The sequence below is a fragment of the Deferribacter autotrophicus genome, assembly GCF_008362905.1.
Lineage (GTDB): Bacteria > Chrysiogenota > Deferribacteres > Deferribacterales > Deferribacteraceae > Deferribacter > Deferribacter autotrophicus.
Map to the genome: position 1 here is coordinate 43,664 of NZ_VFJB01000004.1, position 11,776 is coordinate 55,439.

Here is an 11,776-nt window from a genome sequence, read left to right on the forward strand (position 1 = left end):
TTTTACTTACAACAAATGGTTGCATCGCAAATCCCAAAAGTAAGAGGGTTAAACTCAACTCTTTTAAATCCGGCGTTTAATATCATCTCCCTGTATTTATCCTTTTTGGGAAATTTATATACGGAATCTGGTAAATATTCATAAGCCTTTCTATTACCTGAAATCAAACCACCGATAAATGGTAAAATTTTAGTAAAATAAAATCTGTAAATAGAGGAAAAAAACTTCTTTTCAGGCTGAGAAAACTCCAAAATGCATACTTTCCCACCCTCTTTCAAAACCCTAAACATTTCTTTCAATCCAACATCTTTATCAGTAACATTTCTAAATCCAAAAGCTATTGTAATAAAATCAAAAGACTCATCCTTAAAAGGTAACCTATGGGCATCAGCAACAGACAAAAACACGTTATCAACTTTTTTCTGAGCAATTTGCAGCATATTAAAGCTGAAATCTCCACCAATCAGTATGCTTTTCTTAGTCCTTCTCTGCAACTCTATGAGCATATCCCCTGTACCACATGCAAGATCAAGTATTTTTGCCCCATCATGAATATTTAAAAGCTCAATTGCTTTTTTACGCCAATAAACATCCCTTCTGAAAGAAAGTAGTCTGTTTAACAGATCATAACGATGCGCAATGCTATCAAACATATTTTTTATTTTTTCGGATTGTTCGTTCACACAGCCTCCTCAATAATCATTTGAAATAAGTGTACATGCAGGTAAAATCATCCCTTTGGGTATCTTTATTTTTTACAAGTTCTTTATATAAATTCAAAACAAAATTTTTTTCATATTTTCCATTATTTTTCAATTTAAATTTTATTTCATCATATTGAATATACTCTACAATTCCATCTGAATATATAAAAAATGTATCTCCAGGATCTATTTTTATCTTCTCCACAACATACTCTTCTTCGGAAATTCCAAGAGGTAAATATTCTGAATCTAACTCTACAATTTTTCCTTTTTTCAACAAGAAAACTGGTTCATGGCCAAACGATTGATAATAAAGACAGGAACTTACCTTATCGAAATAAGCAATAAAGGCTGTTATAAACCTACCATCCAAATTTTTTTCACATAAAAATTTATTTAATTTCATTAATTTTTTTACAAAGTCATTTTTATCAAAAGCTAAATCTGAAAAAGTGCTTAATACTACAGTTAAGATAGAAGCCGAATACCCCTTTCCACAAACATCCGCAATAGCAAAATAGTAATCATTATCAATTTTCCTAAATTCTAAATAATCACCACCAGCCATTTTAGCAGGGATATTTATACCAGTAACAATTATATTTTCATCTTCATAGTCGATTTTTTGCCTACTAAATTTATTTAAAATTTCTATTGTATGGTTAATCTCTTGCTCTTCTAATTTATACTTTAAAATATCCTTCAGTCTTTTAGCATTTTCTAAAGCAATCTTTAAGATTAAGGAAATAAGCTCTGCAAACTCCTTGTCTGGAATAAAATCGTACTTAATATTAAATAAACAAATTTTTATTTGCTCTGCTTCAAGAGGAATTAAAAAGATATTATCTATATTATACTTATTTGTAGATATTCCACCTTCAATAAAAACAGTATCAAAACTCTTATCAATATAATTTTTCAACGATTCACCTTCTAGAAAAATCTCATCTAAATCATTTTCCTGTAAACCAATAAACCTATATTCTTCTCCTTTCTTTAATAATGACGCTTCTGCAGAAAAAGTATCCATAAAAAATATTAATGACTTTGATAGTATTTCATCTTCTTCTAATAGCCCCAATATATATCTTGCTTTTTTAATAAATTCTATCTTCTGTTGATATCCAATAAATGCTTTTAATCTCTCTTTAGAGGCAACCAATTCATAAACTTTTCTACCAATGGAAGGCATCACCATATCTAAGTAATCAATAATCTCATTATCTAGTTTTTCTTGTATAAAAACTGTGTAAAAAAATTGATTTTTATACTTTAAATTTAGAATAAGATTAGCTTCTAAAAGCTCATCGAAAACATTTAACCTCACGTCTTCTAAGATAACAAAGTCCCTTTCAATATCGCTCAAATCTATAAACGAATTGAACTCAATTCCATTATTTATTACAGGTTTTGCTATAACCCCTTCAACTTTGAAGATGATAAACTTATTTATAGAAAGATTTTTAAGAAATTTAGAAAACTTTTGGATAAAAATATTTAATGATTCCGTTTCATATAATGATACCAAACTTTTTAAATCAGAAAAATTCATCATAATTCTCTTTTAACACCATTTCCACCCTTGGACTTAAGTCAAAAAGACTGATACCAAGCTTTTCACATAATTCATTTATAATATTTTCAAAATCAACATCAGCTTTACTCAACAAATTTGCATAATAAATTGCTAAAGAATAATGGTCATCATTAACTATTGTATGATGATTTCTCACTGCATTTACGATAGAATCATCCACATTCCACTTTTTTAAAATTAAGGCAGAAGTTTCAGCATGATTTATACCAAACATCTCATCTTCTTCTCTAGCAGAACTAATTGGTTTTGTTAAAAAGTCCACCAAAACAATTTTCCCTAAATCATGCATCAAACCAGCTAAATATAATGAATCTGCATCTAAATTATTATGTAATTTGCCTATCTCCTCAGCAATCCTTGCTACAACAAATGAATGTAACCACAAGCTTTTAGAATCTGTGTTATAGTTAGCTAAATTTTTATTAAAAAGATCCATACTAAAAGCCGCAAGAGCAATATTTTTTATTGTGTTCATACCAAGGAGTATCGCTGCTCTATCTATACTTGTAATTTCTTTTCTAATCCCATAGAAAGGAGAGTTTACAATTCTTAAAACTTTTCCCACAAGCCCCTGATCCTTTTTCACCTCAACTATTACTTCCTTGAAAGTGGACTTATCATTGGTTGTCAATTGTAACAGCCTGTGGATTATACTTGGTAAAGCGGGTAGACTCTCAGCTTTAGCAATCACTTTTGACTTTATGATTTCAACACTTTCTGACAATCTATTTAGGTTAATATTTAACTTTTTTATGATTTTATCCCTATCTAATGGTGGATATATTATACCATTCACTTTATATAAACTTAATTTTTCAAAGATTTTCTGATCCTTGACTTTAACATAAAAAAAAGTCTTTTTTTGAAATGACTTAGGTATTTTCAATAAAGTCTTTACATCATCAATCACATATATTTGAAAATCAAAATCATCACTACTAACTATAAGGGACTCTGGAAGAATCCTCTTAAAATGAGCGATATCTTCCAGAGTCCCAAAAACTCTATACTTCATCAATAATGAACTTTTAATATATTCACACTAGAAGTAAGCTCTCTCCCTTTTTTCTCATTAATGATTGTAGGCATAGCTATTTTTACATTTTTGTTTTTATCTATCTCCACTAATGCAGTCGCTTCGTAAACACCATAAATAGCTCCCACAATTGCACCAGCTGCAGCACCATAAGTAATATATTCAAGATGATCTCCTGGATCTTCTTGAAAAACTAAAAGAGCAGTCCCTATTATTGCACCGGTTAATGCACCGTATGCAGTATCTTGGAGTATTACTCCACCTCTTGTCTCTGCATAAGAATTACTAAAAACTCCTACCATAAAAACAAACACAAGTACAAAAATCATCTTCTTCATACCAACCCCCTAATTTTATTTATTAATTCTTTTGGACTAAAAGGTTTTGTCAGATAATGAGCAGCATTCAGCTCATCCCCTTTTTGCATCGATTCCATATCAGATCTTGCAGTAAGAAATATTATCGGTATATTTTTTAAATTATCTTTCCTTTTAATCTCTTCTGCAGCTTGAAATCCATCCATAACAGGCATATTAATATCTAAAACAATTACATCCGGAACTATTTTTTCAACTAACTCAACGGCATCTTTTCCATTATTTGCTTCGTAAACCTCAAAACCGCTCTTTTTCAAATGCATAGCAACAATTTTTCTAAGTCTCAGTTCATCATCAGCAATTACTATTTTCATAATACTTTTACCTTAACGTATCCATTTTTATATATCGATATGTTATATTTTTCCAGCAAATTATTTATTTTAAAGAGAAAAGAGTTCAACTTATCTCCATCTACTAATAAGTTGACAGACATCTTATCAACCTCTATTTTTACTTCACCAAAAGATTCTTTAACACATTCTGCCAAAAGAACCCCTATAACATTTTTGAAAACATAAAGATTTAATTTTACCTTACAATTTTCTTTTTTCTCTAAAATAAATTTCACATTGTTTGATTTAAAACTGTTAAACATACCAATCAGCTTTTCAACAGGATCAGATAACTCAAACAAAGTTGTTTCAGCTTGAATTTTATTTGTTAAAATATCTAATAAGTTACCCATTAAAGCATCATAAATATCTAACAAAAAAGCTGAAAAACTTATAGAATCTCGCAAATTTTCAAACTCTTCATCAAAGTCTAATAATTCTATACCACTTATTATTATAGAAAGCTGCGTTCTGATATTATGTAAAAAGTAATTGTTTATTTCTTTTAAAATATTCCAATTATCCATATCTATTTTTTAAAGAATTTTCCAAACACCCCTTTTTTCTCTTCAACCAATTTATCTTTTAACTTATCTTTTGGATAACCAAGCTCTATAGCTTTATTATAATACTCTTTTGCAGCTTTATATAATTTTTTCTTACTGTAGATATCTCCCAATAATACATAATTCTCTGGATCCCACTGCTCTTCCCTTATCAACTCCAAACAGAGTTGCTTTGCATCAAAAAGACGTCGATCTTTATACATGTAGCACTTTATTATCCATTTCTTATACTTTGTATTTTTGTCTCTTCTGTATGCTTCTTCAAACATATATAGCGCATTGTTTATATCACCTTCTTTATAATGCTTTACACCTGTAGCAAAAAATTTTTTCGCAATCTGTTTATAATTTATTTCTCTTTTTGTTTCATATATCTCTATATTTGGGTCCGTTACTTCTTCTCCTTTCATCACCTGCATTAAATATTTATAAGCCTTTGTAACTGCAATAAATTCTTCTTGTGTACTTTTATTCACATCTGGATGGAGCAATTTTGCAAGTTCAAAATACCTTTTTTTTACCTCTGCAATAGATGCCTTTTCATCCAAACCCAACAAATTTAGGCATGTTTTGATATCATTCATCTGTCAAACCTTGTTAGTAAGTAACTTCAATTGAATTATATCATAAATGGAATCAAAATTATAATCAAAGTTTACATTTTTTTTCCAAACCAAAGCAGTTTTAAAGCCAATCTTTTTAGCTCCATTAAGGTTTACTTCCATATCCTCAAAAAACAAGGATTTTTCCGGCTTCACTTTACTCTTTTTTAAAAAATTATAAAAACTTTCCACAAAAGGTTTGGGTTTATAATCTAGATCCTCAATAGAATAAATTGCATCAAATTCTTCAAGTACTCCCAAATGTTTTAAAACTTTGAAAGCGTGTTTTCTTGAACCGTTTGTATAAACAATCTTTTTCTGATCAAATTCTCTCAATATCTTTAGAAGCAACTCATCTTTTTTAATCAATCTGGAATAATCTATATCATGCACATAATCTAAATAATCGTTAGGATTGATGGAATAATTCTTTATTAATCCATTCAGGGTTGTTCCATAATTATCACGGTATTCTTTTCTTAATTCATTTACAATATTCGGCGGGATACCAACCTTTTTAATCATATAATCATTAATTAAGGTATCCACTTCTTTAAGAACATTTTTCTTAGGATTATAAAGGGTATTGTCTAAATCAAAAATTAGATACTCAAATTCATTCATAACTATATTTTAAATGAAAAATAAAATAACTCAATATTTATATAAATTTTGCCGTTAACCCATTTTTTCAAATAACCTTATTTTTCAAGGAAAGTAGGAAGGTGGAGAAGTGGAGAAATAGAAAAAGCAACTCTGTAACAAAAACTGCGTAATTTTTTTTCGTAAATCGTGAAGCGTGACAGGAAAGCTGTAACAACGTGAAGTGTAATGCGTGAAATAACCATCAACTAACGTCTCAACGTTCAAAAAACATCATTTACCTTAACTTCAACCTTGAACTTTGAACCTTGAACATTGAACTTTGAACTTTGAACTTTTTCTATATCCCCTTTTATAATTGACAACTATAAGAAATAATTCTCCTGTTAATAAAAGTTGGAAAAACTCTAACCTTCCCTACTCTTTCCTATCTACCCACAAAAATCTTTAAAGGTTTTAGTCATTTCTCTCCCAATAAACCCTAGTAAATATATTATCATCTGACCATCTTATTGTTAATTCACCTTTATACGCTTTAAAGAGGGCTTTTCCTATTCTATAAGCAAGTCTATCATTTGTAGTGTAAACAACTATTTCTTCAGCATTCTCTACAATTTTACCAATTTTTGAAAGTGCAGTCCTAGCTCTTTGTTTTTTTTCTTCATTTCTTATTAAATTCAATATTTCATCTTTACGACCGAGTACAAAATTCCCTTTTAAATACAAAATACCTTCGTAGTATTCTTCTTTTATTTTTTTACATGCAGGACACACAATGGGATTCTTTTTAAACTCATTATCAGCTTTAAGTTTCCAGTTTTTGTCAATATAGACAATGTCACATTCTGTGCAATATGAATTGTTTGGATACTCACATCTGTAAGGATCGTCAGAATCTTCAGTAAACTTCAAATATGAAAGCATTTTTATCTTTTCTCTTCTCATAGGACACCCCCATTATTTAATTATACCACAATAAATAAACATTTACCAGTTTATCGCATATTTTCTTTATCAAATTTCTGTCCCCATCCACACTCACACTTTTCAACTTAGCTTTACCTATCGTGAATTCAACCCACACTCTCTCCATCATCATATCTTCATTAACAAAAATCCACCAATACCCTTTAGGCACTAATAAACCAGAAGTTTTAATGTCAGGTTTTAGTCTAATTTTTCTGTAACCTTCTCTTTTAGTCTCATTAGTTGAAATGTTATAAGTCCTTTTATCGTAAAAAAGATTAAAATTATTTCTATGTAACCCACACTGTAAATTTAATGAATAAAAATACGGATCAAAAACATACTTTTTGTTCACCACTCCTTCTTTAATATGCTTTTTACCCTTTTTAAACTTTATAATCTTATAATTAAGCTTTGTATGGCTGTACGTATAAATATGATCCCTTTTATAATTTCCTTCCCTCTGAAAAAAGTTAAAGTGATATACCCCTCTTTTCAAATCAAGGAATGAATATCCTTTATTATCAATCCGTTTAATTAATGAAATCAGCGTATTCGTCTTGATATAACTTGATATTTTAATTTTGTCTGAATCAAAACTGTATTCAATACAAGCTTCACCAAGAGGTATAAAGTAGTAAGCTTTATAACATACAGTTAACTTTTCTTCCGCTAATACTTGCGAAGCAAAAGTTATACAAAAAATAATAAAAACTATAAAAAAAATATTTTTCATTCTTTTATCAAAGTACTCACAGCCAAAGCAGCTACACCTTCACCTCTACCAGTAAACCCCAATTTTTCAGTTGTAGTTCCTTTAATTGTAATGTCATTATACTCAATTTTTAATATTGCTGAAAGAGTTTCGCGCATCCTGTCAATAAATGGTGAAATCTTGGGTGCTTCAGCAATAACTGTACAATCAACATTAGATATATAAAAACCTTTTTCAGTTACCATATTGACAGCATGTTCCAACAAAACTTTTGAATCGATATCCTTATATCTTTTATCGTTATCAGGAAATACTTTCCCTATATCAAGTCCACAGGCTGGAGATAATATGGAATCAATAATGGCATGAATTAGCACGTCAGCATCCGAATACCCAAGAAGCCCATATTTATATGGAATTTCTACACCGCCGAGAATCAATTTTCTGCCTTCACAAAACCTGTGAACATCAAAGCCTATCCCAGTCTTAATCTTCATCTTTTTTCTCTTCTATTTCTTCTTTTTCTTCTTCATCTTCTTCAGGAATTGTCAAATCCCTTGTAAAATCAGGACAACGTGCTGGATCTTTTATATAGTATTTTTTCTGACAGTGCTCTCTCCATGCACAAACAGCACATGTTATCTTACTCTTCTCCATTCAACCACCCCTTTTAAATTGAGTCTACTTTTATTAAAAAGTTTTCAAAAATTTTTACAATCTCATCTATACATCTCAATAATCTGTGTTCATCATCAACTAGATGAAGAGGTATACTGTATTTTTTACAATAATTAAAGATTTTGTCTACAGAGATAATACTATCTTTATAACCATGAACTACTTCAATTAAACTCTTCTCTACAAAAGGCTCCTTTTCACAATAAATTTCATTTTCTATCATCACAGCTGGAGCTAGTAAAAATATCCCATCAGGCTTAATCTTTTTACCTGCTACAAGAGAAATATAACCTCCCATACTTGAACCAACTAAAACAATTTTTTTATAATTTTCAGGAATGTAATTTAAAAGCTTTTTTACCCTTTTTTCAGGGTCATAAATACCTTGATAATCTATACTAATAACATTCCAACCTCTTTCAATTGCTACATTGGATAATTTCTTAATTTTTATTCCGTCTGGTGTTCCTTCTTTACCATGAGAAAAAACTACTAACTTCATATTTACTTCAAATACCTATCAATGGTCTTAATGAGCTCTTCAATTATCTCTTCTGACTTATCTGATTTTATAGCATTCACAACACATGTATTAACATGTTTCTTTAAAATTTTTAAAGCCACCTTATCCAAAGCTCCCCGCACAGCTGAAACTTGGTTTATTATATCAATGCAGTATTTATCACTTTCAATCATCTTTGCAATCCCTCTTACCTGTCCTTCAATTTTGGCAAGTCTTGTCAATAAATCCTTTTTCAAATCTTCACCAAACATAATAACCTCCCTTCCTTTTAATTTGGCTTTTAAATTATAAGAAGTCAACACTATTAAACCTGATGTCCCTTCAATTTTTGCTAATAACCCTATTTCTCAAGTAAAGTAGGGAAATGGAGAGGTGGAGAAATAGAAAAAGATACTCTGTAACAAAAACTGTGTAAATCTTTTCTCGTAAATCGTAACACGTGATGCGTGAAATAACCATGAATAACTATAAATATCTATTTCCCATCTCAAATAACCATCAACTAACATCTCAGCAAAAATCATCAATTACCTTAACCTCAACCTTAAACATTGAACATTGAACTTTGAACATTGAACATTGAACTTTGAACGTTGAACATTGAACTTTGAACGTTGAACATTGAACTTTGAACTTTAAAGTAAAAAGAATGTTTTTAGTTGTTTAAAGATTTTGTTTATGATATTAATTAATTATGAATGAATTCTTCGCTTCGATGATTATTTTCGCAATTGCTTTTTTTAGTTCACTCCTTTACCTTGCTAAAGGTAAAAAAGATAACCTTCTGTCATACTTACTAAATCTTAACTTCGAATATATCTTAGTTGGAATAATTATATACTATTTATCAAAATACTATCTCACTGATAAATACGATTTTTTACCCTATTTAGCGTTTTTAAATGTCCTTGTTGGTATGTTGCTTGGCTCCCAGTTTAAATTATCTCTTTTGAAAAGTATAAATTACCGTTTTTACATTTTTCTTTTTTTGATATATATTTTACATCTCTTATTTCTTTGTACAATTTTCTCATTCTTCAGCGATAAATACATTTCTTTATCCATTGCTTTTAATACCACTTTTCCTTTTAGCTATATTTTACTTAACAAATTGTTAAAAAATAAAAAAACAAATACTTACAATAATATGGTATTAATCTCTTTATATCCTCTCTTCTCTCTCCTTTCATATACGATCTTCTTTTCATTAAAAATACAGTATTACAATCTCATCTTTACTCTTATTTTAGTTTCAATAATAATTCTTGTAATAACCAAAACAATGCATTTTAACGACAAAAGAGTAATTTATACATTGAACTTTTTAATTGTAATAATTTTTACAGGAATCTCTCTGTCTATAAAGTTATCCCCACTCATGACCGGATTTATTGCCGGATTGTTAATGGCAAATATTCAACTTGGTGATATATTTTTAAATACCATCAGTTTTATAGACAAATTCATTTATATCATTATTTTTATAATTACGGGAATTTTCCTGGCATCAAGTTTTAGTATATTTAATTTTAATTATTTACTTCTATCCATATTAATTTGCCTATCATTTTTGATAGTTCGAAAAATGTTAGCAAAAATTCTTTTTGAAAAGCTAATTTACAAAGATAGTGATACAAAAATAAATCTTTCAAATATTGGAATCATACCGGCAATCATTATTTTTGACCTAAAAATTATGAATATATCCAATCTGATAATCTTTTTAGTCCCTCTGATTATAACTTTTATAATCCTTGAAATTTACAACTTTGTGGAACTGAAAAATGAACTTAGTCAATAGACTTTTTCTTATTATTATATTAACATTAATTGCTATTATTATTAATAATACCATAGAATTGCATTACACACTGAGTATTGGAATCTCATTTCTCATTGCACTTATCACAGCAGAAACATTTTATCCCATAGGAATTCCAAGATTATCCTCTTTTCTCATAATTGGTTTAATATTAGGCCCATTTGTATTGAATATTTTTAACAATGAACTTCTTCTAAAAACAAAGTTTTTAGATTCAATCGCCTTAGGAATGATTGCATTAGTAGCTGGATGTGAAATAGACTTTAAAAGTAACCTAAAAGAATTTTTAAATTTTGGAAAGTTTACAATTTTACAAGTAATCATTCTATCCATATTTGCAGCACCGTTGCTTTTTCTGGTTTTTAAAATTTTTATACCCGACTTTGCCTTTTTAGCCCCAATTCTCTTTCTTACATTAATTTTCAATGCCACATCTCCTTCCACCACTGTATCAATAATAAAAGAGACTAAAGCTCATAACACACTTTCCTCATTGGTTCTTACATCAGCTATAATTAAAGATATAATGATAATTTTATTGTTTACCTCAATCCTTTCCTTTTTTTCTACAAAAGGTGGAAACTCTGTATTTTCTGTTTTTCTAAAAGAAGTATATTCAAGCCTTTTCGGAATCGGTATAGGAATAATTATTATCCTTTACATGAAGTTTATCAACATTAATAATGGTTCTTTCTTTCTGCTTATACTTGTTGGTACAAGCCTTGTTTCATCCGTTATTCATTTAAATAACTTGCTAATATTTCTTTTCGCAGGCATCATTGTAAACAATCTTTCTAAGTTTGGACATCAAATTAATGAAATTTTCGAGACAAACTTTGAGCTTATCCTTCTTGTTTTCTTTTTCTCAGCAGGTGCTTCTATCAACTTGGGAGCACTGAAAAACATGATTTTTATTGCAGTTATAATATTTCTTTTGAGGACGCTGTTACTCTATATCTCCGCATACCTATCAGGTAATCTTTGTAAAATCGATAAAAAAGCATCCTCATATTCCACATTCGGTTTTATAAGCCAAGCTGGAGTGAGTATCGGTTTTACAAAAATCATTGCAGATTCATTCCAGTGGGGAAATCATTTCAGCACCCTTCTTTTTGCTATTATCAGTATTAATCAAATTATAGGTCCAATTCTATTCAAAATTTATCTCAACAAATACGAATAAAAAAACCATTTTGATAATATTCATTTGCTAAATAGTGCCTTATAATATAAATTAACTATATATCGATGA

The 11,776-nt window shown here is 29.2% G+C and carries 16 protein-coding genes; 2 read left to right on the forward strand and 14 right to left on the reverse strand.

Annotated elements, in window-relative coordinates; translation table 11 throughout:
• Nucleotides 1–2: 2 nt before the first annotated feature.
• The 14 genes from ubiE to FHQ18_RS04205 all read right to left on the reverse strand — a co-directional run bounded on the left by ubiE (nucleotide 3) and on the right by FHQ18_RS04205 (nucleotide 8,953).
• Nucleotides 3–683 carry a bifunctional demethylmenaquinone methyltransferase/2-methoxy-6-polyprenyl-1,4-benzoquinol methylase UbiE gene (gene ubiE / locus FHQ18_RS04145; RefSeq protein WP_149265913.1) on the reverse strand — a complete coding sequence of 227 codons (681 nt, stop codon included), beginning with the start codon at nucleotides 681–683 and terminating at the stop codon, nucleotides 3–5.
• 16 nt (nucleotides 684–699) lie between these two features.
• Nucleotides 700–2,256: a PP2C family protein-serine/threonine phosphatase gene (locus FHQ18_RS04150; protein ID WP_188020336.1), complete on the reverse strand. Its 1,557-nt coding sequence runs from the start codon at nucleotides 2,254–2,256 to the stop codon at nucleotides 700–702.
• Entirely contained in the window at nucleotides 2,243–3,316 is a 1,074-nt protein-coding gene (locus FHQ18_RS04155; protein ID WP_149265915.1) for an HDOD domain-containing protein, read from the reverse strand. The genes FHQ18_RS04150 and FHQ18_RS04155 overlap by 14 nt, the downstream gene beginning before the upstream one ends.
• Nucleotides 3,316–3,675: a hypothetical protein gene (locus FHQ18_RS04160; protein WP_149265916.1), complete on the reverse strand. Its 360-nt coding sequence runs from the start codon at nucleotides 3,673–3,675 to the stop codon at nucleotides 3,316–3,318. Before FHQ18_RS04160 ends, FHQ18_RS04155 begins: the two co-directional genes overlap by 1 nt.
• Nucleotides 3,672–4,028 carry a response regulator gene (locus FHQ18_RS04165; RefSeq protein ID WP_149265917.1) on the reverse strand — a complete coding sequence of 119 codons (357 nt, stop codon included), beginning with the start codon at nucleotides 4,026–4,028 and terminating at the stop codon, nucleotides 3,672–3,674. The genes FHQ18_RS04160 and FHQ18_RS04165 overlap by 4 nt, the downstream gene beginning before the upstream one ends.
• Nucleotides 4,025–4,576 carry an ATP-binding protein gene (locus tag FHQ18_RS04170; RefSeq protein WP_149265918.1) on the reverse strand — a complete coding sequence of 184 codons (552 nt, stop codon included), beginning with the start codon at nucleotides 4,574–4,576 and terminating at the stop codon, nucleotides 4,025–4,027. The genes FHQ18_RS04165 and FHQ18_RS04170 overlap by 4 nt, the downstream gene beginning before the upstream one ends.
• Nucleotides 4,577–4,578: 2 nt before the next feature.
• Complete coding sequence (locus FHQ18_RS04175; RefSeq protein ID WP_149265919.1) at nucleotides 4,579–5,199, reverse strand: J domain-containing protein; 621 nt, start codon at nucleotides 5,197–5,199, stop codon at nucleotides 4,579–4,581.
• A 3-nt stretch (nucleotides 5,200–5,202) separates the two neighbouring features.
• Nucleotides 5,203–5,841 carry a pyrimidine 5'-nucleotidase gene (locus FHQ18_RS04180; protein WP_149265920.1) on the reverse strand — a complete coding sequence of 213 codons (639 nt, stop codon included), beginning with the start codon at nucleotides 5,839–5,841 and terminating at the stop codon, nucleotides 5,203–5,205.
• A 435-nt stretch (nucleotides 5,842–6,276) separates the two neighbouring features.
• Complete coding sequence (locus tag FHQ18_RS04185) at nucleotides 6,277–6,765, reverse strand: BCAM0308 family protein (protein WP_149265921.1); 489 nt, start codon at nucleotides 6,763–6,765, stop codon at nucleotides 6,277–6,279.
• Nucleotides 6,766–6,781: 16 nt separating this feature from the next.
• Nucleotides 6,782–7,522: a DUF3108 domain-containing protein gene (locus tag FHQ18_RS04190; RefSeq protein ID WP_149265922.1), complete on the reverse strand. Its 741-nt coding sequence runs from the start codon at nucleotides 7,520–7,522 to the stop codon at nucleotides 6,782–6,784.
• Nucleotides 7,519–7,998 (reverse strand): 2-C-methyl-D-erythritol 2,4-cyclodiphosphate synthase, encoded by a 480-nt coding sequence (gene ispF, locus FHQ18_RS04195; protein ID WP_149265923.1) that lies wholly within the window; start codon nucleotides 7,996–7,998, stop codon nucleotides 7,519–7,521. The genes FHQ18_RS04190 and ispF overlap by 4 nt, the downstream gene beginning before the upstream one ends.
• Nucleotides 7,988–8,158: a hypothetical protein gene (locus FHQ18_RS12605; protein WP_188020337.1), complete on the reverse strand. Its 171-nt coding sequence runs from the start codon at nucleotides 8,156–8,158 to the stop codon at nucleotides 7,988–7,990. Before FHQ18_RS12605 ends, ispF begins: the two co-directional genes overlap by 11 nt.
• A 13-nt stretch (nucleotides 8,159–8,171) precedes the next feature.
• Complete coding sequence (locus FHQ18_RS04200) at nucleotides 8,172–8,681, reverse strand: alpha/beta fold hydrolase (protein WP_149265924.1); 510 nt, start codon at nucleotides 8,679–8,681, stop codon at nucleotides 8,172–8,174.
• A gap of 2 nt (nucleotides 8,682–8,683) precedes the next feature.
• On the reverse strand, nucleotides 8,684–8,953 hold the full coding sequence (locus FHQ18_RS04205) for a metal-sensitive transcriptional regulator (RefSeq protein ID WP_149265925.1): 270 nt from the start codon (nucleotides 8,951–8,953) through the stop codon (nucleotides 8,684–8,686).
• A 443-nt stretch (nucleotides 8,954–9,396) separates the two neighbouring features.
• Here FHQ18_RS04205 and FHQ18_RS04210 point away from each other — a divergent pair, with 443 nt between their 5' ends.
• A complete protein-coding gene (locus tag FHQ18_RS04210) occupies nucleotides 9,397–10,503 on the forward strand; it encodes a hypothetical protein (RefSeq protein WP_149265926.1) in 1,107 nt (368 codons plus the stop codon).
• The gene (locus tag FHQ18_RS04215) at nucleotides 10,487–11,707 is read left to right on the forward strand and encodes a cation:proton antiporter (protein WP_149265927.1); all 1,221 of its coding nucleotides are present in this window, start codon (nucleotides 10,487–10,489) and stop codon (nucleotides 11,705–11,707) included. The genes FHQ18_RS04210 and FHQ18_RS04215 overlap by 17 nt, the downstream gene beginning before the upstream one ends.
• Nucleotides 11,708–11,776: the final 69 nt, after the last annotated feature.

Bases quoted from the DNA above. Each gene is read 5' to 3' on its own strand.
- FHQ18_RS12605 (WP_188020337.1), bottom strand. From the start codon at position 8,158: ATGGAGAAGAGTAAGATAACATGTGCTGTTTGTGCATGGAGAGAGCAC.
- FHQ18_RS04160 (WP_149265916.1), bottom strand. From the start codon at position 3,675: ATGAAGAAGATGATTTTTGTACTTGTGTTTGTTTTTATGGTAGGAGTT.
- FHQ18_RS04205 (WP_149265925.1), bottom strand. From the start codon at position 8,953: ATGTTTGGTGAAGATTTGAAAAAGGATTTATTGACAAGACTTGCCAAA.
- FHQ18_RS04180 (WP_149265920.1), bottom strand. From the start codon at position 5,841: ATGAATGAATTTGAGTATCTAATTTTTGATTTAGACAATACCCTTTAT.
- ispF (WP_149265923.1), bottom strand. From the start codon at position 7,998: ATGAAGATTAAGACTGGGATAGGCTTTGATGTTCACAGGTTTTGTGAA.
- FHQ18_RS04175 (WP_149265919.1), bottom strand. From the start codon at position 5,199: ATGAATGATATCAAAACATGCCTAAATTTGTTGGGTTTGGATGAAAAG.
- FHQ18_RS04215 (WP_149265927.1), top strand. From the start codon at position 10,487: ATGAACTTAGTCAATAGACTTTTTCTTATTATTATATTAACATTAATT.
- FHQ18_RS04190 (WP_149265922.1), bottom strand. From the start codon at position 7,522: ATGAAAAATATTTTTTTTATAGTTTTTATTATTTTTTGTATAACTTTT.
- FHQ18_RS04155 (WP_149265915.1), bottom strand. From the start codon at position 3,316: ATGAAGTATAGAGTTTTTGGGACTCTGGAAGATATCGCTCATTTTAAG.
- FHQ18_RS04210 (WP_149265926.1), top strand. From the start codon at position 9,397: ATGAATGAATTCTTCGCTTCGATGATTATTTTCGCAATTGCTTTTTTT.
- FHQ18_RS04170 (WP_149265918.1), bottom strand. From the start codon at position 4,576: ATGGATAATTGGAATATTTTAAAAGAAATAAACAATTACTTTTTACAT.
- FHQ18_RS04150 (WP_188020336.1), bottom strand. From the start codon at position 2,256: ATGAATTTTTCTGATTTAAAAAGTTTGGTATCATTATATGAAACGGAA.
- FHQ18_RS04185 (WP_149265921.1), bottom strand. From the start codon at position 6,765: ATGAGAAGAGAAAAGATAAAAATGCTTTCATATTTGAAGTTTACTGAA.
- FHQ18_RS04165 (WP_149265917.1), bottom strand. From the start codon at position 4,028: ATGAAAATAGTAATTGCTGATGATGAACTGAGACTTAGAAAAATTGTT.
- FHQ18_RS04200 (WP_149265924.1), bottom strand. From the start codon at position 8,681: ATGAAGTTAGTAGTTTTTTCTCATGGTAAAGAAGGAACACCAGACGGA.